This is a genomic window from Bradyrhizobium sp. RD5-C2 (assembly GCF_019972155.1).
GTDB lineage: Bacteria > Pseudomonadota > Alphaproteobacteria > Rhizobiales > Xanthobacteraceae > Bradyrhizobium.
Genome location: NZ_BOVL01000013.1, coordinates 105,840 through 124,569 on the forward strand (window position 1 = coordinate 105,840; position 18,730 = coordinate 124,569).

Consider the following 18,730-nt stretch of genomic DNA (forward strand, 5'->3'; position numbering starts at 1 on the left):
ACGCGTATGCAACTATCAGCCGATGCCGTTCAGTCGAGCCGCAACGGCTGGTGAAAGACGGGCAGATCCATGCGCCGGTCCTCCGCGGGAACCACCACGGCTTCGGCGCTCAGCACATGATCGAGCATCACGCGCCGGGCGCGCGCGGCATTGCCGGAGCGGAACGCAGCCATCAGGCGCTTGTGAAACTCGATGTTCTCGCAGGTGAAGCTGGATGCGAATTCCTGCACGCCGAGCTTGCCGATCAGATGCCGGATCGCCTCGTTGACGAAGCGGGCGACCAGGCCGAGCAGCGGATTGGGACAGGCCTTGATCAGGATGTCGTGGAAATCGATCTCGGCGTGGCGGTGGTGCTCCCAGTCCGCAATGCCACCGGGATGATGCTCCTGAACCGCGATCGCCTTGTCGAGCACCGCGAAATGCGCCGCCGTGAGGTGGCCGACTACACTGAAGGCGAGCTCCGGCTCGATCAGGCGGCGGATCTGGTAGATCTGCGCGGTAGAGATCGACTGGAAATAGAAGTAGTTGCTGAGCAGGCCGACGATCCGGTTGATCGACACCGGCGCCACCCGCGCGCCGCCGCCGGGCCCGGTGCTGTTCTGCACCAGCCCCTGCACCTCCAGCGATTTGAGCGCCTCGCGGATGGTCGAGCGGCTGCACCCGAACATCTCGATCAGCTCAACCTCCTGCGGCAGCCGGTCGTTCGGCTGCAAGCCGGCCTGGAAGATGTGGCTCCGGATCAGGTCGGCGACCGCGTCCGAGCGCTTGCGCTTGATCGAGGCGCGCCGCGAGGGATCCAGGGACGGTAAAGCCGATTTATCCATTTTATGATCATAAATCGGCCGGGACGCCTCTGCAAGCCCTCGGTGGCCCCAACCAGGATGCTCTTAAAGCCGGCTATTGGTTCGGCGTGAGGCGCATCCGGCGACAGAATCCGTCAATGAACCGTGCGAGCGCTTCGAAATCGGCGAGCAGCCTTTCGGCCAGTTCTCGATCAACCGATCCGGGGGCAAACGATTCCGTCAGACGCCTTTGACGATCTGCCCAAGCCCGGCAGGTTGCGGCCTTGGCTTCGGCAAACGCAACTTGCTCCCTTCGGCGGCCGAACCTGCTTTCTTCCTCAGGCAACCGCTTGTTGGGGATTGATCTGATGTTGTCCGGGACGTCCGGGCACTTGAGCGGATCCGGGCAGCGATCACTGTTTGCGCGCGCGATGGACCCGTTCATGTCCGTGCCTCCCGCCAGTCGCAGTCCTGGTCGGCGCGGCTTAGCTTCAGGACTCAAGAACTGCTCGATCTCTGTCAGGAGGTCACGAAGCTCATCGGTCGAAAATCCCTGCAGGGCATCGTCGACCTGGCTTCGGGTACTCTCCGGATAGACGGCGTTGTCTTCGGCCATTGGCGTACAGCAAAATCGAAATAAGCCTGTCAGGCAGGCACCATGCATTCCTGTCAAAAGGTAACGGCAGCCGTTGCGCGGCGCTCAGTCCACATCGGACGATGCCCACGCGGACAATAATTTTTTTTATCGCGCGCGTTCGCGAATCGAATGGCACTCAAAATAGGTTAGGGACGGAACAGCGCCTAGTGCACTCTGTGCCAGCCGCGCTCGGCGCCGACCATCGGCCAAATCTTGGTTGCTGCAACCTTAAGGCCAGAACAGGCCGTTGCAAAAATCAAAGGAGGACGCTGCGGATGCGGTTGGCATCGGAGACGCAGCATGCGAGCGAAGCAAGCGACGCCGAGGCCAGCTCGCTCAGTTCGTTCCGCGCTGTGCCTCGAGGCCGCGGCTGTAGCGCGACATCGCAAAGCAGAACACGAAATAGATCACGCCGACGAACACATAGACCTCGACGCTGAACGACTGCCAGGCAGGATCGACGATCGCGGTCTTGGCGGTGGTCAGGAGATCGAAGATGCCGATGATCAGCACCAGGCTGGTGTCCTTGAAGAAGGCGATGAAGGTATTAACCAGCGGCGGGATGACGTGGCGGATCGCCTGCGGCAGCACGATCAGCGCGTTCTTCTCCCAGTACGACAGCCCGAGCGCATCGGCGGCCTCATACTGTCCGCGCGGCACCGCCTGCAGGCCGCCGCGCACCACTTCCGCGAGATAGGCACCGGCATAGAGGATGAAGGCGATCTGCGCGCGCAACAGTTTGTCGATGTTGACGCCGTCGGGCATGAACAGCGGGAACATCACGCTCGCCATGAACAGCAGGCTGATCAGCGGCACGCCGCGGATCAGCTCGACATAGAGCACGCAGAGCGAGCGGATTGCCGGCAATTTCGAGCGGCGCCCGAGCGCCACGACGATGCCGAGCGGGAAGCCGAACGCCAGGCCGAAGGTCGCGAGGATCAAGGTCACCGGCAGCCCGCCCCAGCGGTCCTGCGTCACGAAGGACAGGCCGAGGAAGCCGCCCCACATCAGGCAGCCGATCACGATCAAGGCCGCGGCCCACAGCAGGAACAGCTCCTTGTGCCAGAAGCTGCGGCGGCTCGAGACCGCGAACAGCGCAATGAAGATCACGACCGCGAGCGCTGGCCGCCACTGCTCGTCGAACGGATAGGTGCCGAACAGGATGAAGCGGTACTTCTCGGGGACGACCGCCCAGCAGGCACCGGCGCCGCGCAGCGCGCGGCAGGCGCTGGTGTCATTTCCGGAGACGGTCCAGATCGCGTTGGCAATGCCCCATTGCCAGAGTCCGATGAACGCCTTGCCGAGCACGAACAGCATCAACAGCGTCATGATGCTGGACGGGATCGATGCGAACAGATTGGCGCGCAGCCACGCGGTAAACTGACCGCCGAGCGCCCGTGGTGCGGGCCGCGGCCCGATCGGCAGCGGATCCTGCGGAAGGTGCACGACCGAGCTCATCTCAGCGCTCCACCAGCGCGATCCGCGCATTGTACCAGTTCATGAACAGGCTGATGCCGAGGCTGATGGTGAGGAACACCATCATGATCAGCGCGATCGACTCGATCGCCTGCCCGGTCTGGTTCAGCGTGGTGTTGGCGATCGAGACGATGTCCTGGTAGCCGACCGCGACCGCGAGCGAGGAGTTTTTGGTCAGGTTCAGATACTGGCTGGTCATCGGCGGGATGATGACGCGCAGTGCCTGCGGCAACACGATGTGCTGCAAGACGAAGCCGCGCTTCAGCCCGAGCGCCTTGGCGGCCTCCGACTGGCCACGCGGCACCGCCTGGATGCCGCTGCGTACGATCTCGGCGATGAATGCCGAGGTGTAGGTGACGAGCGCGATCAGCAGCGCAAAATATTCCGGCGCCAGCGTCAGCCCGCCGACGAAATTGAAGCCGCGCAGCTCGGGCAGCATGATGCTCCAGCTCGCGCCCAGAAGCCACGACACCAGCAGGGGCAGCGCGACCACGAGGCCGAGCGCGTAGGGCCAGGCCGGCCGCGCTCTGCCGTCGAGCATCTGCTGCGCGACCAGGCGGCGCCTGATGAGATGGAGCGTGATAAGACCCGCGACCAGCGCAAGGATCGTCCACCAATTCGCCTCATACAGCGGGACCGACGGCAGGATGAGCCCGCGGTTGGAGAGAAACACGCCCTCGACCGGCTTCCACGCCTGGCGCGCCGCCGGCAGGCCCTGCATCAGCACGTACCAGAACAACAGCTGCAGCAGCAGCGGCAGATCGCGCAGCACCTCGACATAGACCGCGGCGAGCCGCGCCAGCAGCCAGTTCGACGACAGCCGCGCGATGCCGACCAGCGTGCCAATCACAGTCGCCAGCACGATGCCGATCGCGGCGACGCGCAGCGTGTTGACGATGCCGACGATGAAGGCGCGCAGGTAAGTGTTCTTCGGCGAGTAGTCGATCCAGGAATCCGCGATCGGCATGCCGGCTTCGCGGCCGAGGAACGCGAACCCGGTCGAGATGCGCCGCACCGAGAGATTATGGACCGCGTTCGACCACAGCCAGGCGACGATGGCGACCGCGACGGCGACCACCAGGACCTGCCAGAACAGGCCGGCGACGCGGGGATCGCTGAGCGATAGCCGCCAGGGCCGGCTTGGAGCTCGGGCGGGAGGGTGGTTCGGCGTCGATGTCGTCACAGCACAGGATCCTCTGAGAAGCGATCTTCTGCCATGCGCAAGAGCGTATTCCGGGCTGCGCACTTCATATGTTGCACCAAATCTATATTCGTGCAACATATGTTTCATGGCCCAGGCTCAGCCGAAACCATCGCCCCTGAACGAATTGTGCAGCGCATTGCCTTCGCTGCCGATGCGTTTGCAGGAGGTCGGGCGTTTTGTCGCAGCCAATGATTACGACGCCACCACCCGCTCGATGCGCGAGCTCGCCTCGGTCGCCGGCGCCGATCCTGCATCCTTCACCCGTCTTGCCAAGGCGCTCGGCTATTCCGGCTGGGACGAATTGCGCGCCGCACTTACCGAAGCGCGAAGGCCGGCACAGGGCTCGCCGTTCTCCGGCCGGGCCAAGAGCCGCCGCGCCGGACCCAATGCCGATGTCAAACTGGTGCACGATAAGATCGAAGCTGAAGCCGCGGGGCTCGCGCGGATTTCCGCGAGCGCGATCGCGGAGGCCGCGCGTGCGCTGCACGCCGCCAACCGGATCTGGATCACGGGCTTTCGCAGCTGCCGCAGCGTTGCAGAACTGCTGACCTACCAGCTTCGCCTGTTCCGCCCCGACGCCGTGCAGCTGGTCGGAGGCTCCGGCCCGTTCGATCTCGACCACGGCGCCTTCCGCTCAGGCGACGCGGTGGTCGTGATCGGTTTTGCGCCCTACACCCTGGTCAGCGTCGAGACGGCGCGTGCAGCGCATCAGGCGCACGCCACGCTGATCGCGATCGCCGACACGATCAGCGCGCCGATGGCCGAGGGCGCCAATCATCTCCTGCTGTTCGAGGCCGCCTCCTCGCCCGGCTTCTTCCCGAGCCTCACCGGCGCGATCGCCGTCGCCCAGTCGCTGGCCGCCGTCGCCTTCACGCTGGGCGGTGCGAGCGCGAAGCGCAAGCTGGAGCAGACCGAAGGCCGGCTTGCCGAGCTGTCGCAATATTTTGTCGAGAAAGGATGAGTATCATGGCAGCCAACAAGAGCCGCGTGATGCATCGCAGCCTGCGCGAGACCCCGCCGAAGGCAATCGGCGGTGACGGCGTCTGGCTGATTGCGGAAGACGGCCACCGCATTCTCGATTCCTCCGGCGGCGCCGCCGTCTCCTGCCTCGGGCATCAGCATCCCCGCATCCTGGCCGCGATCGCAAAGCAGGCTTCAAAGCTAGCCTATGCGCACACCGGCTTCTTCTCGTCGGAGCCCGCGGAAGAGCTCGCCGAGCGGCTGGTCGGCCACGAGCCCGGCGGTCTCGGCTATGTCTATTTCGTCAGCGGCGGATCGGAGGCGATCGAGGCCTCGATCAAGCTGGCGCGGCAATATTTCATCGAGCGCGGCGAGCCGAAGCGCGCCCGCTTCATCGCGCGCCGCCAGAGCTATCACGGCAATACGCTCGGCGCGCTGTCGGCCGGCGGCAATGCCTGGCGCCGCGAGCCCTACGCGCCGCTGTTGTCGCCCTCGTTCAGCCACGTCACGCCGGCTTTTGCCTATCACGAGAAGCGCGACGATGAATCGGAGGCCGCGTTCGTCGCGCGGCTCGCCGCTGAGCTCGAGGTGGAATTCCAGCGGCTCGGCCCCGAGAATGTTGCGGCCTTCATCGCCGAGCCCGTGGTCGGCGCCACCGCTGGTTGCGTGCCGGCGCCGGAAGGCTACTTCAAGGCGGTGCGCGAGATCTGCAACCGCCACGGCGCGCTGTTGATCCTCGACGAGGTGATGTGCGGCATGGGCCGCACCGGTACGCTGCATGCGTGGGAACAGGAAGGCATCTCGCCGGACATCCAGGCGGTCGCCAAGGGCCTCGGCGGCGGCTACCAGCCGATCGGTGCGATGCTTGCGAGCGGCGCCATCGTCGATACCGTGCGCAACGGCTCCGGCGCGTTCCAGCACGGCCACACTTATCTCGCGCATCCGCTCGCCTGCGCCGCCGCGCTCGAGGTGCAGAAGGTGATCAGCGAGGAGAAGCTGCTGGACCAGGTCAAGGAACGCGGCCGCCAGCTCGAGCAGCGGCTCACCGAGCGCTTCGGCAATCACCGCCATGTCGGCGACATCAGGGGCCGCGGCCTGTTCTGGGGGATTGAGCTGGTCGCCGAACGCGGCACGCGGCAGTCGTTCGATCCCAAGCTGAAGCTGCATCAGCGGATCAAGTCCGCGGCGTTTGCCGGCGGGCTCGGCTGCTATCCGTCGGGCGGCACCGCCGACGGCCAGCGCGGCGACCATGTGCTGCTCGCCCCGCCCTATATCGCAACTTCCGACGACATCGACATGATCGTCGAAAGACTAGGCGCTGCGGTAGACAGCGCGCTCAAGGACATTGGTCATTAGCAGGAGGTGTAAAATGTACAGGGGATTGATCACGACAGCTGTTCTCGTCGCAGGCATCGCGAGCGCAAGCGCGGCGACGCTCGACACCATCAAGCAGCGCGGCACGCTGGTGTGCGGCGTTTCGACCGGCTTTGCCGGCTTCTCGGCGCCGGACTCGCAGGGTAATTTCAAGGGCCTCGATGTCGACTATTGCCGCGCGCTCGCCGCGGGCGTGCTCGGCGATGCCAACAAGGTGCGCTACGTCGCGCTGACCGCGCAGAACCGCTTCACCGCGCTGCAATCCGGCGAGATCGACGTGCTGTACCGCAACTCGACGCAGACCTATCTGCGCGGCACCACGCTCGGCCTGCGCCAGGGCCCCGTCAATTTCTACGACGGTCAGGGTTTTGTGGTGAAGAAGGACCTCGGCGTGAAGGAGCTGAAGGATCTCAAGGGCGCCACCGTCTGCGTCGCGCAGGGCACCACGCATGAGGTGACGCTCGGCGACTACGGTCGCGCCAACGGCATCGACTGGAAGCCTTTGGTGTTCGATCGCCCCGACACCATGTACCAGACCTTCTTCGGCGGCCGCTGCGATGCCATGACCCAGGACGCCTCGGCGCTCGCCGGCGCGGTCGCAACTGCGGCGCCGAAGGCCGACGACTATGTCGTGCTGCCGCAGACCATCAGCAAGGAGCCGCTCGGCCCGTTCACCCGCAACGGCGACGAGGTCTGGAGCGACATCATCACCTGGCTGCATTACGGCCTGGTCGAAGCCGAAGAACTCGGCGTGACGCAGGCCAATGTCGACGAGATGACGAAGTCGCAGGTCCCGGCGATCCAGCGCCTGCTCGGCGCGTCCGGCGATCTCGGCTCGCGGCTCGGCCTCGACAACAAATGGCTGGTCGCGGCGATCAAGGCCGGCGGCAATTACGGCGAGATCTTCGAGCGCAATGTCGGCAAGGCGAGCCCCCTGAAGCTCGAACGCGGCCTCAACGGCACCTGGAGCAAGGGTGGCTTGATGTATGCGATCCCGTTCAAGTAACGCTTCTTGTTACCTCTCCCGCTCGCGGGGAGAGGTCGTCGTTCAAGCGTAGCTTGAATGACGGATGAGAGGGAGCCTCCGCATATCCCCCTCTGACTTGTTACGACGATAGAGCCCCTCACCCCTGCCCTCTCCCCGCGAAGGGCGGGGAGAGGGAGAGAAGGCAGAGGCAGTAGCAACCCCATGCGCATCACGCTCATTCACGCCCTAAAGCACTCGATCGTGCCGATCGAGGCGTCATTCGCAAAACATTGGCCGGAGGCGCGGCTGATGAACCTGCTCGACGACAGCCTGTCGGCCGACCTTGCGCGCGACGGCAAGCTCAGTGAGCGCATGACCGAGCGCTTCCTCACCATGGGCCGCTACGCGGCAAGCACCGGCGCCAACGGCATTCTCTTCACCTGCTCGGCGTTCGGACCCTGCATCGAGGCAGTGGCGCGCGCGCACGCGCCGATGCCCGTGTTGAAGCCGAACGAAGCGATGATCGAGCAGGCGGTCGCGAAGGGAAAGCGCATCGGCCTGCTCTCGACCTTCCCGCCAACGCTGGTGTCGATGCCGCTGGAGTTTCCAGCGTCGGTCACGCTGGTGCCGAAACTCGCCGAGGGCGCGCTGGCGGCGCTGGATCGCGGCGACCGCGCCGAGCACGACCGCATCGTGGTCGAGGCGGCGAAGGATTTGCGCGACTGCGATCTGATCGCGCTCGCGCAATACAGCATGGCGCCGGCGGCCGAGCGCGTCGCCGAGATCACCGGCCGCGAGGTGCTGACGACGCCCGACAGCGCGGTCAAGAAGCTGAAAGCGCAGCTCGGAATCAAGTAAGCGCGCCCATCATCGCCGGGTACCGGCGGTAGTGGCTTGCGGCCCGTAGCCGACAAATAAATCTATCGATAATGTGCCGCGCGGCCTCGGTGGAGGCTCGTGACGTAATCTTCTGCTGTCACATTATTTTCCTAGGCTGAGGCGGCCGACTTCCGGCCGAGATGAGGCAAACTCCCGATGCGAAATACCTCTTTCCTTGTGATTGCAGCCGTCGTTGCGCTTCTCGAACCGGCCGCCGCCCAACAGTCCCCGCCCGCGTCGTCGGCGAGCGCCTCCTCCGCGCAATTGACGCAAAAGGTGAACGCCTATGTCGGGTGCATCAACCGTCTCTCGGCGCGATCGTACGAATCCCGCGAACGCTACTTTTCCTGGGCCGCCAAAAGCGGTCCCACTGGCAAGGAGCGGATCATCTACGGCACCTACACGATCTACGACACATCCGACTGCAAGGCGGGCGTCGCAGCCGCCAATGCAATGGACCCGCATGATGCCGGGCTCGAAGCCGCGGCGAATGCATATGTTGCGGCCGTCACCACGCTCGAGCCGCTGTTGAAGGAGGCGGACGACTACTACACCCAGGAGAACTACAAGGACGACAAGATGGCCAAGGGCAAGGCGCTGCATCCGCGCCTGGTCGCGGCATGGGATGCGTTTGCCAGCGCCGACAAGGCGCTGCGCGCCGGCGTCGAGGCAATCAATGACAATCGCGCAGCCGAGCAGCTGGCCGCAATCGAGGCGAGCGAAGGCCGCAAGTCGCACTACTATGTCGAGGCCCTGATGATCCAGGCCAAACGCGTGCTTCGCGCGCAGCAGGCCGACAAGCCCGACCTCGACGCGATCACCCAGGCGCTCAACGAATATGAGGCCGCGGTGAAGGCAACCGAGGAGGCCTCGGGCAAGGACGGCGACGTCAAGCTCGGCTCGATGTTCATCGGCAGCGCCAAATCATTCCTCACCACGGCGAAGCAGCTGATGCGCCGCGTTCGCGACAAGGTGCCTTACAGCTCCGGCGAGAAGATGATGCTGAGCAACGCCGGCGCGGGCTGGATGGTGGAAGGATCGCCGGCCCGGCTGATGCGCGACTACAATCAACTCGTCGACGGCTACAACCGCGGCGCCCGCATCTGAGTGGCGGCACCCGATGTTGCGGGCTGGGATGGCCGGCGATGCTCCTGGGGTGATCATCACTGTCATTGCGAGCGCAGCGAAGCAATCCATCGCGCCGCATATGCGGATCAATGGATTGCTTCGTCGCTATCGCTCCTCGCAATGACGGATCCAGCTGGCAGTCCGCGCAGGAGTGCTCACGCCCCCGCGTCGTTCACGTTCAGATCGACGCCCTGCGGATCCTTGATGGTCGACACCGTGATCAGCGAGATCAGCGACAGCACCGCGATATAGACGCCGACCCGCCAGGACTGGCCGTAGGTGCCGATGATCCATTGCGCGATCATCGGCGCGAAGGCGCCGCCGAAGATGGCGCCGAGCGCGTAGCCGATCGAGACACCGGAATAGCGCACCTTGGCCGGAAACAGCTCGGCATAGAGCGCGGCCTGCGGGCCATAGGACAAACCAAGCGCAATGGTGAGGCCGACGGCGCTGATGAAGAACAGCAGCAGATTCTTGCTGTCGATCAAAAACCACATCGGCACCGCCCACAGCACCATCAGGGTGTAGCCGATCTGGAAGCAGCGCACGCGGCCGATCTTGTCGCCGAGGATGCCGCCCAAGAGCGTAAAGATGAACCAGCTCACTGCCGCCAGTGTGCCGATCAGCAGCAGCTGCTCCGACGGCATCTTCAGCGTGTTGGTGCCGTAGCTGATGATGAACGCGATCAGGATGTATCCGGCCGCATTGTTGGCCATGAAGATCAGCGCGGTGCGCAAAATCTCCTTGCTGTGCTTGCGCATCAATTCGCGCAGCGGCGCGGAGGATTCCTTGTGCCGCCGCTGCATCGCCAGGAATACCGGGGACTCTTCGACCGTACGGCGGATCACGATGCCGACCACGATCAGGAGGATCGAGAGCAGGAACGGAATCCGCCAGCCCCATTCGATCATCGCCTGCTTGCCGAGCGTAGCCGTCAGCACCCACAGCACACCGGTTGCCAGGATCATGCCGAGCGGCGTGCCGATCTGCGGGAACGAGCCGAAGAAGCTGCGCTTGTCGCGTGGCGCCGATTCCACCGACATCAGCGCCGCGCCGCCCCACTCGCCACCGGCCGAGAAGCCCTGCAGGATGCGGAGCAGAATAAGGAGTGCCGGCGCCCAGGCGCCGATCTGCGCATACGTCGGCAGCAGACCAACCAGCGCAGTCGCAGCGCCCATCAAGAGCAGCGTGACGACCAGCATGTTCTTGCGGCCGAAGCGATCGCCGAGATGACCACAGACGATGGCCCCGAGCGGACGGAACAGGAATGAGAGGCCGAGCGTCGCGAACGAGATGATCTGTGCCAGCAGCGGATTGTTCGCATTCATCGGCGCGAAGAACAGTGCGCCGAACACCAGGCCCGCGGCCTGGGCGTAGACGAAGAAGTCGTACCACTCGATCGTGGTGCCGACGAGCGTTGCGGTGAGGACCTTGCGCTCCTCATCCGACAGCGTCGCGCCGCGCGAGCGCGCGGAGATTTCGATGGACATGTGGCCTCCCCAAACCCGTTCTTGGCCGTACGGGCGTGATCGGCCGCGATGCGCCTGCCCGCACGGATGCTGGTACCGGGATAGCAGAGCTTCCGGCGCGGGACGAGGAAAATAGTTGCAGCAGCAACGATAATGCGCCAACCAAGGCCTCGGGGCCGGTTCCATGACCCGGCTACCTCACCCGCCGCCGACGGTCTCCCATCCCAAAACGCCGATTGTGCAATGCAGCAAGACCGCTATGCTGGGAGTTTCCAAGAGGTTTTAAGTGTCTGACATCAATGCCGATGCCTGGGTGTCCTCAGGCCACCGCCCGATGGGCTTTCCGGAATTCGTCGTCGTCATTGCCTCCATCATGGCGCTCAACCCGCTGGCGATGGACATGATGCTGCCGGCGCTGCCGAACATCCGCTCCGCGTTCCAGATCGCCGACGCCAATCGTCCGCAGATGGTGCTGTCGATCTTCCTGGTCGGCTTCGGCGTCGGCCAGTTCGTGATGGGCCCGCTGTCTGATCGTTTCGGCCGCCGCCCGGTGCTGCTCGGCGGCATGGCCGTCTACACCATCGCCGGGCTGCTCGCGATCATGGCGCCCTCGTTCGAGACGCTGCTCTTGGCGCGCGCGCTGCAAGGGCTCGGCACCGCGGCAACCCGCGTGATTGCGACGTCGATCGTGCGCGACTGCTACGCCGGACGGCGGATGGCGAGCGTGATGTCGCTGGCGATGATGGTGTTCATCGCGGTGCCCGTGATCGCGCCGTCATTCGGCCAGGCCGTGATGCTGCTGACGCACTGGCGCGGCATCTTCGTGCTCTTGATGATCTATGGCGTGATCGCGCTCGCCTGGAGCGCGATGCGGATGCCGGAGACGCTGCCTCTCGAGCTGCGCAAGTCGCTCGCAATTCCGGAGGTGCTCTCAGCATTCCGCCAGACCGTCACCAACCGCCAGACGCTCGGCTACGCGCTCGCCGCCGGCGGCGTGCAGGGCTCGCTGTTTGCCTTCGTGTTCTCCTCGCAGCAGATCTTCACCGAGGTCTTCAAGCTCGGACATTACTTCCCGGTCGCCTTCGCCGCCTGCGCGGTCGGGGTCGCGATCGCCGGCTTCCTCAATTCGCGCATTGTCGGCCGCATCGGCATGCGGGTGATCTCGCACGCCGCGCTGACCGGCTTTGCCGTCGTCGCCGGCGCGCTGTTCCTCGCGGTGAAGACCGACACGCTGTCGCTGCCGCTGTTCATGGTGTTGGCCAGCCCGATGATGTTCGCGTTCGGGCTGATGATGGCGAACTTCACGGCGCTCGCAATGGAGCCGCAAGGCAAGATCGCCGGCACCGCCTCCTCGCTCTACGGAACCATCACCACCCTGCTCGGGATCGGCATCGGCACCACGATCGGCCAGGATTACGACGGCACCCTGCTGCCGTTCGCAACCGGCTTCTTCCTCTGCACGCTGGCCGCGCTCGCCGTGGTGCTGGTGACGGAGAAGGGCCGCATGTTCCGGCCGCATCATCATCCGATTTGATCATCCGTAGCCCGGATGGAGCGAAGCGCAATCGGCGGTTCGTCGCACTGGCACAACTGCCCCGGATGTCGCTTCGCTCATCCGGGCTACACTTCCGTGGTTGGTTTCAGGCTTCGCGAGCTCGCCCGGCATTGCTTCGCGCCCGCACCGGCGCCGCTGCACGCCGCGTCGCCGCGAATCCTTCCATCCCGAGCTGCCATTGCAATCCGACGATCGCGCCCTTGGTCGGCTGCAGCAGCCCGAGTGCGCTGAACAGCGTGAACGGCAGCCAGATCGCCAGTTGCAGCCAAGCCGGCGGCGCGTAAGTCATTTCCATCCAGAGCAGCGCCGGCACCACGACGTGGCCGACCACCACGATCACGAGATAGGCCGGGAAATCGTCTGCGCGCTGCGGGGTGAAATCCTCGCCGCACGCCTCGCAATGATCCGCCACCTTGAGGAAGCGGCCGAACAGATGGCCGCGCCCGCAGTTCGGGCACTTCATCGCAAAACCGCGCCACATCGCCTTGGGCAGGGAAACCGTCTCGGTCATTGTCGTCATCCTTGACCTGATCTGATCATCCATACAATATGCCTCATAGAGCATACAATCAAGACAAAGCGCTAGATTGCATGGATTGGATCCCTACAGTTTCGGAATGGCACGGCCCGATGTTCCTGCGCATCGTCGATGCGCTCGCCGCCGACATCGCAAGCGGCCGGCTGGTCCGCGGCCAGCGGCTGCCGACCCATCGTGCGCTGGCGTCGGCGCTCGATATCGATCTCACCACGGTGACGCGCGCCTATGGTGAGGCGCGGCGGCGCGGGCTGCTCGACGCCCGGGTCGGACAAGGCACCTTCGTCTCGGAGACCACCGCGCGCGCGGCGTCCGAGCTATCAGCCCCCGTCAACATCGACCTCTCGATGAACCTGCCGCCGCAGCCGGTGGAGGCCAATCTCGATCTGCGCATCGCGCAAGGGTTGGCGACCATTCGCTCCGAGGCCGGATTTTCAGCCTATCTCGGCTATACGCGTCCCGGCGGCACCGCCGACGAACGCGAAGCCGGCGCCGCGTGGCTGCAGCCGCGCGTGCCACAGGCATCGGCCGACCGGATCGTGATCTATCCGGGTTCGCAGGCGATCATCTTCAACGCCCTGCTGGCGCTGACCTCGCCCGGCGATGTCGTGGTGACGGAGGCGTTGACGTTTCCCGGCATCAAGGTGGCTGCGGCGCGGCTCGACGTCCGCCTCGTCGGCGTTGCGATGGACGCCGAGGGCGCCCGTCCCGACGCGCTCGACGAGGCCTGCCGCAAGCACAAGCCGAAGGCGGTGTATCTGGTGCCGACGCAACAGAATCCGACCACGGCGACGATGGGCGCGGCGCGGCGCAAGGCGATCGCCGACATCATCAGGAAGCGCGGCTGCGTCCTGCTCGAGGACGACGTCTACGGCCCGCTCGAACCGCAGGTGGCGCCGATCGCCACGCTGATCCCCGAACGCACCTACCTTGCCGCGAGCATCGCGAAGTGCATCGCACCGGCCTTGCGCGTCGCCTATCTGCTGGCGCCCGATGCGAGCGCCGAGCAACGGATGCGCGCCGGCATGCAGGCCACCATGCAGATGCCGCCATCGCTGATGGTCGCGCTGGTCACGCAATGGCTGCGCTCCGGCATCGCCGCTGACATCATCCGCGCTATCCGCAACGAGGCGGCCGCGCGCCAGCAGCTCGCGGCCCGCTTCCTCAAAGGCGTCGCCTATGCGGCGCGGCCGGCGAGCCACCATCTCTGGATGCCGCTGCCGAAACATTTCGACGGCACCGACCTGCTGTCGCATCTGATGCGCAACGGTCTCGCGGTGGTCGGCGAAGACGCCTTTGCGGCAGGCGATGCCGCGCCGCGCGGCCTCCGCGTCTCGCTCGGTGCCGCCCGCAACCGTGCCGAGCTGAGCCAGGCGCTGCAGGTGCTGTCGAATGCCGTGCGCACGCCGGTCGGCGCCACGCAAATTGTATGAGTTTCGACCATCGTTAGGGAATAAACTCGCCCGAAAATGATTATGGTGCGGGGGCGCCTGCGCTAAAACCGCGGCGTTCATGGCATCAGGCAGGGGCGGGCTTTTCAATGTCGTGCAGATATGACCGGACAGCGCGGCGTGCCGTGCGGACGCTTCGCGGGGCTGGGACCGCGATCTTCTGTCTTGCACTTGTCACATCAAGTGTGGCCCGCGCCGCCGATGCCCCTGCCCCATCGCCGGAGAAGCTCGAACGCATCACCGCGTTCTTCGACAACGAGGTTGCGACAGGAAAAATTCCAGGCGCCGCCATCCTGATCCAGCAGCACGGCAAGCCGGTCTATCTGAAGACCTTCGGCTATCGCGACGTCACGACCAAATCGCCGATGCGGCCGGACACGATGTTCGCGCTGCATTCGATGACCAAACCGATCACCAACACCGCCGCGATGATGCTGGTCGACGAAGGCAAGCTGTCGCCGCAGGACCCGCTGTCGAAATACATTCCGGCGTTCGCCGACGTGAAGGTCGGTATCGAGCCGGATGGCGGCAACGATCTCGGCAAGCTCGAGCTGGTGCCGCCGATCCGCCCGGTCACGATCGAGGACCTGATGCGGCACACCTCGGGCATCACCTACGAATATATCGGCGCCGACTGGATCCAGAAGCTCTACCGCAACGGACATCTGTTCGACGGCAAGTTCGACAACAAGGAATTCGTGGCGCGGCTGGCCAAGCTGCCGCTGTCGCGCCAGCCGGGCACGATGTGGCGCTACGGTCATTCCACCGACGTGCTCGGCCGGGTGGTCGAGATCGTCGTGGGCAAGTCGCTCTATCAGTTCGAGAAGGAGCGCATCTTCGATCCCCTGAAGATGAACGACACCAGATATGTGCTCGATGCGGAAACCGAACGGACGCGGCTGGCCGAACCATTGCCCTCGGACACGATCCTGATCGAAGGCGAAAACGACCGGCGCGCGCATCCGGAGTGGGAATCCGGCGGCGGCGGCCTGGTGTCGACCATCCTCGATTATGCGCGCTTCGCGCAAATGCTGCTCAATGGCGGCGAGCTCGACGGCAAGCGCTATCTCAGCCCTGCCGCCTTCAAGACCATGACAACGGATCATATCGGACCGGGCTCCGGGGTCGGCCGCGACTATTGGTACTTCCCTGGCGACGGTTTCGGTTACGGTTACGGCATCGCTGTGCGCACTGATCCTGGCATTGCCAAGCCACCGCCGCCCGGCTCGATCGGCGAATTGAAATGGGACAGCGGCAGCGGCACCTATTTCGGCGTCGATCCGAAGCTCGACATGATCTACATCATGCTCGAGCAGACCCAGAACGAACGCCAGCGCATCACGCCGACGTTCCGGAAACTGGTCTACGACGCGTTTAGCCCGGACTAAGTTCCGCAGCAACTTCGTCATTGCGAGGAGCGAAGCGACGAAGCAATCCATCTATCCGCGAGCAAACGGATGGATGGATTGCTTCGCTCGCAATGACGGGATTGAGAGCCCCCGCCCTACGACTTCCGCCGAACCGGTTCCTGTCTGCGCCGTGCTGCTGCCGCGATCAGGCTCGTGGTGCATTCGTTGCAGACGAACGCACATTCATCCGTAAACAAGCCGATCCGTGGTTCGAATCCGATCGCACCATCGTCGGCGAGCCCGTCGATGACACCACCGCAGCACACGCATTGGTGGCACGCCGCCAATTCCCGTTCCATGCCGAGCCCTCCGGCCATCGCTGCTTCCCTCACGCTATATACTATCGTATATATCGAGACGACAAGGCAGGCGGGTGAACAATCCGGTCGGGAACCCTGCAGACAACAACCATCGACCGGAGACGATCGCCTCACAATTCCTGCCTGGTCCAACCAGGTTCATCGAGGAAACGCGATCATGATAAGAAAGAACGGCGACGCGGCACATCCGCGCGCAATGGGAGAACTGCTCAATATCCGCCGCGCATCGCTAGCGGCTATCATCCTTGCGCTCGGCACGGCCGGCATAGTGCGCGCCGAAACCGCTCCGGTCGGAGTTCCCGACAAGAGTTTCCCGGAGAGCGTGACCTCGACCTCCGACGGGACGCTTTACGTCGGCAGCTTCAACCTCGGCGGCGTAACGAAGATATCCGGCGGCAAGGCCGAGCAACTCGTCAAGCCGGGTGCCGGCGACAGCCGCTCGACGCTCGGCGTACTCGCCGACGAGAAGAGCGGCACGCTCTATGTCTGCTCCAACGACATCTCTGGATTCGGCGTCGCGGGGCCGAGTGACACCAAGGGCGCCTGGCTGAAGACCTTCGATCTCAAGAGCGGCGCGCCGAAGGGCAGCTTTGCCCTGAGCGATCCGAAATCGCTTTGCAACGACATCGTGGTCGGCGCCGACGGCACCGCCTATGTCAGCGATTCCTTCACGCCGATCGTCTACAGCCTGAAGCCGGGCGGCACCGCGCTGGCGACGTTCGCCACCGACCCGCAGCTCGCGCCGGCCAAGGACGGCGTCGGGCTCGACGGCATCGCGATCGGCGCCGACGGCAACCTCTATGTCACGACCTTCGTTCCGGCCAAGCTGTTCAAGATCGAAATCAAGGACGGCAAGGCGGGCGCGGTGACGGAGCTGAAGCCGTCGCGGCCGCTCGACCATGCCGACGCGCTGCGCGCCTATGGCGGCGGTCTCCTGCTGATCGAGGGCAATGGCAAGCTCGACAAGGTCACGGTGAAGGGCAGCGATGCCACCATCGACACCATCAAGGATGGCCTGGCCGAGCCAGTCTCGGTGACGCAGGTCGGCGATGTCGGCTGGGTCGCCGAAGGCAAACTGTCCTACGTGATCGGCGACAACAAGGGCAAGGACCCCGGCCCGTTCAAGCTGACGCCGGTGGCATTGCCGAAGTAAAAAGTCAGATTCGGCGATCGGCGCGCGGGATGGGCGAGCAGCCTGCCCCGCGCGCTATTCGTCCGTTGCGAGCACCTGCAGGAGCTTGACAAGGCCGCCCGCATCATCGGCAACCGCACGAAAGAAGGCGGCATCGGTTTGCTCGACGACCACCACCGCCCTCTGCGCCAGTGTGCGCCCGGCGCTGGTGACGACGATCATCTTCGCACGCGGATCGTCGGGGTGCGTCCGTCGCGTCAGATATTTCAGGGATTCGAGCGAGCGCACAATTTGCGATGTCGTCATCGGATCGACACCGGTGAGTTCGCCGATCCGCGCCTGAGTCAAGGTCTCCTTCTCACCGAACCAGGTAGCGCAGGCCAGGATGACGAACTGGGAATGTGTCAGGCCGAGTGGCTGCAGCGCCGCACGCTGCCGGCGCTGCCAGGCGTTCGAGACGCGCCACAGCAGGAAGCCCGGGCTCTCGGCCGGACCGGAAAAGCGCGTCGGCAACGGCGGGTCGGTGGGTTTTCGGGTATTCATGCCGCCGCGGTACCTCTCACGTCCATGGCGCGCGCAATGGTGGCAAAATCACCTGCTGTCAGCAACAGATGTCCCCGACGCAGGGCCATGCCCCAGTTTGGGGAAGCACAGAGCGCGAGGCGGTCCTTGAGATCGTCCAGCATCACCTCACGTGTGGCCTCGTAGCGCACGCGGCGGCGAAACGGCACGAAGCCGCCGCCCATATTGTATTTGTGAACCTCGTCATCGGCGATCCGGCCGATCGCCGTGAATGCGCGCAGCGCTTCGCCGCCCAATTCGATCGTCGGCGAATAATAGATCAACCAGTCGCGCGCCTGCATTCGCCGCAGCGCCTGCGCCTTGCCGTGGCACAATTGTGCAAAGCCGCCCGCAAGGCCGCGTTGCACGTGGCTGCGCGACACCACACCGAGCCAGCCGGTCATGACCGCTTGCCCTCCGCGGCGGCCACGAGCGCCGCCAGAACGGCGGGGAAGTCGGCCGAAATCATCGGGCCGATCTCGGCTGCGCCCTCGCCTTGTGCGTCGACCGCGTAGGTGATGCGCGTGCGCGACGAATCCAGCCGCTCGATCCGATGCGCGACCGCAATCACGAGATCGCCGACGCGGGTCTCGTCGACGAAGCACTCGTTCTCGCGCACCTCCGTCAGCACCGACCGAAGCGCCTCCTCGCCGGGCGGCTTCATGACAAAGCTGGTGCCGACGGCAAACGGCCCCTCGAGCGCGATCGACTCGATCCCGGCGTTCCAGCGTGTCCACCCGGGAACGTCCTGGAACAGCGCCCAGATCTCCTCCGGGCTCGCGGCCGTCTCGATGCCGAATTGGGTCTGCCAGACAGGTCGTGCGGTCATGCGCTCTCTCCGTCTATACTATGTGTGCATATTATAAGCACGCATAGTATAGGAATGCAAGC

At 64.7% G+C, this 18,730-nt stretch carries 19 protein-coding genes; 9 read left to right on the forward strand and 10 right to left on the reverse strand.

Annotation, left to right across the window (positions count from 1 at the left end):
- Positions 1-29 precede the first annotated feature (29 nt).
- The 4 genes from BraRD5C2_RS17230 to BraRD5C2_RS17245 all read right to left on the reverse strand — a co-directional run bounded on the left by BraRD5C2_RS17230 (position 30) and on the right by BraRD5C2_RS17245 (position 4,078).
- Positions 30-824: a FadR/GntR family transcriptional regulator gene (locus BraRD5C2_RS17230; RefSeq protein ID WP_223969910.1), complete on the reverse strand. Its 795-nt coding sequence runs from the start codon at positions 822-824 to the stop codon at positions 30-32.
- A 73-nt stretch (positions 825-897) separates the two neighbouring features.
- Positions 898-1,398: a hypothetical protein gene (locus BraRD5C2_RS17235; protein ID WP_223969911.1), complete on the reverse strand. Its 501-nt coding sequence runs from the start codon at positions 1,396-1,398 to the stop codon at positions 898-900.
- Between the two features lie 357 nt (positions 1,399-1,755).
- Positions 1,756-2,877: an amino acid ABC transporter permease gene (locus BraRD5C2_RS17240; protein ID WP_223969912.1), complete on the reverse strand. Its 1,122-nt coding sequence runs from the start codon at positions 2,875-2,877 to the stop codon at positions 1,756-1,758.
- A gap of 1 nt (position 2,878) precedes the next feature.
- On the reverse strand, positions 2,879-4,078 hold the full coding sequence (locus tag BraRD5C2_RS17245) for an amino acid ABC transporter permease (RefSeq protein WP_374708011.1): 1,200 nt from the start codon (positions 4,076-4,078) through the stop codon (positions 2,879-2,881).
- A 106-nt stretch (positions 4,079-4,184) separates the two neighbouring features.
- Here BraRD5C2_RS17245 and BraRD5C2_RS17250 point away from each other — a divergent pair, with 106 nt between their 5' ends.
- The 5 genes from BraRD5C2_RS17250 (at position 4,185) to BraRD5C2_RS17270 (ending at position 9,386) form a co-directional block, all read left to right on the forward strand.
- The gene (locus BraRD5C2_RS17250; protein ID WP_223969913.1) at positions 4,185-5,060 is read left to right on the forward strand and encodes a MurR/RpiR family transcriptional regulator; all 876 of its coding nucleotides are present in this window, start codon (positions 4,185-4,187) and stop codon (positions 5,058-5,060) included.
- Positions 5,061-5,065: 5 nt separating this feature from the next.
- Positions 5,066-6,415 (forward strand): aspartate aminotransferase family protein, encoded by a 1,350-nt coding sequence (locus tag BraRD5C2_RS17255; RefSeq protein WP_223969914.1) that lies wholly within the window; start codon positions 5,066-5,068, stop codon positions 6,413-6,415.
- 13 nt (positions 6,416-6,428) lie between these two features.
- Positions 6,429-7,439, forward strand: coding sequence for an amino acid ABC transporter substrate-binding protein (locus tag BraRD5C2_RS17260; RefSeq protein ID WP_223969915.1), 1,011 nt, complete (start codon positions 6,429-6,431; stop codon positions 7,437-7,439).
- 183 nt (positions 7,440-7,622) lie between these two features.
- On the forward strand, positions 7,623-8,258 hold the full coding sequence (locus BraRD5C2_RS17265) for an aspartate/glutamate racemase family protein (RefSeq protein WP_223969916.1): 636 nt from the start codon (positions 7,623-7,625) through the stop codon (positions 8,256-8,258).
- Between the two features lie 177 nt (positions 8,259-8,435).
- Complete coding sequence (locus tag BraRD5C2_RS17270; protein ID WP_223969917.1) at positions 8,436-9,386, forward strand: YiiG family protein; 951 nt, start codon at positions 8,436-8,438, stop codon at positions 9,384-9,386.
- A gap of 176 nt (positions 9,387-9,562) precedes the next feature.
- Here the strand turns inward: BraRD5C2_RS17270 and BraRD5C2_RS17275 are convergent, their stop codons facing one another.
- On the reverse strand, positions 9,563-10,897 hold the full coding sequence (locus tag BraRD5C2_RS17275) for an MFS transporter (RefSeq protein WP_223969918.1): 1,335 nt from the start codon (positions 10,895-10,897) through the stop codon (positions 9,563-9,565).
- A 313-nt stretch (positions 10,898-11,210) separates the two neighbouring features.
- Here BraRD5C2_RS17275 and BraRD5C2_RS17280 point away from each other — a divergent pair, with 313 nt between their 5' ends.
- Positions 11,211-12,410 (forward strand): multidrug effflux MFS transporter, encoded by a 1,200-nt coding sequence (locus BraRD5C2_RS17280; RefSeq protein WP_374708014.1) that lies wholly within the window; start codon positions 11,211-11,213, stop codon positions 12,408-12,410.
- A gap of 106 nt (positions 12,411-12,516) precedes the next feature.
- Here BraRD5C2_RS17280 and BraRD5C2_RS17285 read toward each other — a convergent pair whose 3' ends face one another.
- Positions 12,517-12,975 carry a DUF983 domain-containing protein gene (locus BraRD5C2_RS17285; protein WP_223969920.1) on the reverse strand — a complete coding sequence of 153 codons (459 nt, stop codon included), beginning with the start codon at positions 12,973-12,975 and terminating at the stop codon, positions 12,517-12,519.
- A 47-nt stretch (positions 12,976-13,022) separates the two neighbouring features.
- Here BraRD5C2_RS17285 and BraRD5C2_RS17290 point away from each other — a divergent pair, with 47 nt between their 5' ends.
- Entirely contained in the window at positions 13,023-14,399 is a 1,377-nt protein-coding gene (locus BraRD5C2_RS17290; RefSeq protein ID WP_223969921.1) for an aminotransferase-like domain-containing protein, read from the forward strand.
- A gap of 107 nt (positions 14,400-14,506) precedes the next feature.
- Positions 14,507-15,805 carry a serine hydrolase domain-containing protein gene (locus BraRD5C2_RS17295; protein WP_374708012.1) on the forward strand — a complete coding sequence of 433 codons (1,299 nt, stop codon included), beginning with the start codon at positions 14,507-14,509 and terminating at the stop codon, positions 15,803-15,805.
- Between the two features lie 116 nt (positions 15,806-15,921).
- Here BraRD5C2_RS17295 and BraRD5C2_RS17300 read toward each other — a convergent pair whose 3' ends face one another.
- A complete protein-coding gene (locus BraRD5C2_RS17300) occupies positions 15,922-16,143 on the reverse strand; it encodes a hypothetical protein (protein ID WP_223969923.1) in 222 nt (73 codons plus the stop codon).
- A 160-nt stretch (positions 16,144-16,303) separates the two neighbouring features.
- Here BraRD5C2_RS17300 and BraRD5C2_RS17305 point away from each other — a divergent pair, with 160 nt between their 5' ends.
- Positions 16,304-17,299 (forward strand): NHL repeat-containing protein, encoded by a 996-nt coding sequence (locus BraRD5C2_RS17305; protein WP_223969924.1) that lies wholly within the window; start codon positions 16,304-16,306, stop codon positions 17,297-17,299.
- 54 nt (positions 17,300-17,353) lie between these two features.
- Here the strand turns inward: BraRD5C2_RS17305 and BraRD5C2_RS17310 are convergent, their stop codons facing one another.
- The 3 genes from BraRD5C2_RS17310 to BraRD5C2_RS17320 are packed head-to-tail and all read right to left on the reverse strand — an operon-like array spanning position 17,354 to position 18,668.
- Positions 17,354-17,821: a MarR family winged helix-turn-helix transcriptional regulator gene (locus tag BraRD5C2_RS17310; protein WP_223969925.1), complete on the reverse strand. Its 468-nt coding sequence runs from the start codon at positions 17,819-17,821 to the stop codon at positions 17,354-17,356.
- On the reverse strand, positions 17,818-18,243 hold the full coding sequence (locus tag BraRD5C2_RS17315; protein ID WP_223969926.1) for an EVE domain-containing protein: 426 nt from the start codon (positions 18,241-18,243) through the stop codon (positions 17,818-17,820). Before BraRD5C2_RS17315 ends, BraRD5C2_RS17310 begins: the two co-directional genes overlap by 4 nt.
- Complete coding sequence (locus tag BraRD5C2_RS17320; RefSeq protein ID WP_223969927.1) at positions 18,240-18,668, reverse strand: SRPBCC family protein; 429 nt, start codon at positions 18,666-18,668, stop codon at positions 18,240-18,242. Before BraRD5C2_RS17320 ends, BraRD5C2_RS17315 begins: the two co-directional genes overlap by 4 nt.
- Between the last annotated feature and the right edge of the window lie 62 nt (positions 18,669-18,730).

What these genes read in the sequence shown, in the direction of transcription:
- BraRD5C2_RS17230 (WP_223969910.1), bottom strand. Translation starts at nt 824, where the DNA reads ATGGATAAATCGGCTTTACCGTCCCTGGATCCCTCGCGGCGCGCCTCG.
- BraRD5C2_RS17235 (WP_223969911.1), bottom strand. Translation starts at nt 1,398, where the DNA reads ATGGCCGAAGACAACGCCGTCTATCCGGAGAGTACCCGAAGCCAGGTC.
- BraRD5C2_RS17240 (WP_223969912.1), bottom strand. Translation starts at nt 2,877, where the DNA reads ATGAGCTCGGTCGTGCACCTTCCGCAGGATCCGCTGCCGATCGGGCCG.
- BraRD5C2_RS17250 (WP_223969913.1), top strand. Translation starts at nt 4,185, where the DNA reads ATGGCCCAGGCTCAGCCGAAACCATCGCCCCTGAACGAATTGTGCAGC.
- BraRD5C2_RS17255 (WP_223969914.1), top strand. Translation starts at nt 5,066, where the DNA reads ATGGCAGCCAACAAGAGCCGCGTGATGCATCGCAGCCTGCGCGAGACC.
- BraRD5C2_RS17260 (WP_223969915.1), top strand. Translation starts at nt 6,429, where the DNA reads ATGTACAGGGGATTGATCACGACAGCTGTTCTCGTCGCAGGCATCGCG.
- BraRD5C2_RS17265 (WP_223969916.1), top strand. Translation starts at nt 7,623, where the DNA reads ATGCGCATCACGCTCATTCACGCCCTAAAGCACTCGATCGTGCCGATC.
- BraRD5C2_RS17270 (WP_223969917.1), top strand. Translation starts at nt 8,436, where the DNA reads ATGCGAAATACCTCTTTCCTTGTGATTGCAGCCGTCGTTGCGCTTCTC.
- BraRD5C2_RS17275 (WP_223969918.1), bottom strand. Translation starts at nt 10,897, where the DNA reads ATGTCCATCGAAATCTCCGCGCGCTCGCGCGGCGCGACGCTGTCGGAT.
- BraRD5C2_RS17280 (WP_374708014.1), top strand. Translation starts at nt 11,211, where the DNA reads ATGGGCTTTCCGGAATTCGTCGTCGTCATTGCCTCCATCATGGCGCTC.
- BraRD5C2_RS17285 (WP_223969920.1), bottom strand. Translation starts at nt 12,975, where the DNA reads ATGGATGATCAGATCAGGTCAAGGATGACGACAATGACCGAGACGGTT.
- BraRD5C2_RS17290 (WP_223969921.1), top strand. Translation starts at nt 13,023, where the DNA reads ATGGATTGGATCCCTACAGTTTCGGAATGGCACGGCCCGATGTTCCTG.
- BraRD5C2_RS17295 (WP_374708012.1), top strand. Translation starts at nt 14,507, where the DNA reads ATGTCGTGCAGATATGACCGGACAGCGCGGCGTGCCGTGCGGACGCTT.
- BraRD5C2_RS17300 (WP_223969923.1), bottom strand. Translation starts at nt 16,143, where the DNA reads ATGGCCGGAGGGCTCGGCATGGAACGGGAATTGGCGGCGTGCCACCAA.
- BraRD5C2_RS17305 (WP_223969924.1), top strand. Translation starts at nt 16,304, where the DNA reads ATGATAAGAAAGAACGGCGACGCGGCACATCCGCGCGCAATGGGAGAA.
- BraRD5C2_RS17310 (WP_223969925.1), bottom strand. Translation starts at nt 17,821, where the DNA reads ATGAATACCCGAAAACCCACCGACCCGCCGTTGCCGACGCGCTTTTCC.
- BraRD5C2_RS17315 (WP_223969926.1), bottom strand. Translation starts at nt 18,243, where the DNA reads ATGACCGGCTGGCTCGGTGTGGTGTCGCGCAGCCACGTGCAACGCGGC.
- BraRD5C2_RS17320 (WP_223969927.1), bottom strand. Translation starts at nt 18,668, where the DNA reads ATGACCGCACGACCTGTCTGGCAGACCCAATTCGGCATCGAGACGGCC.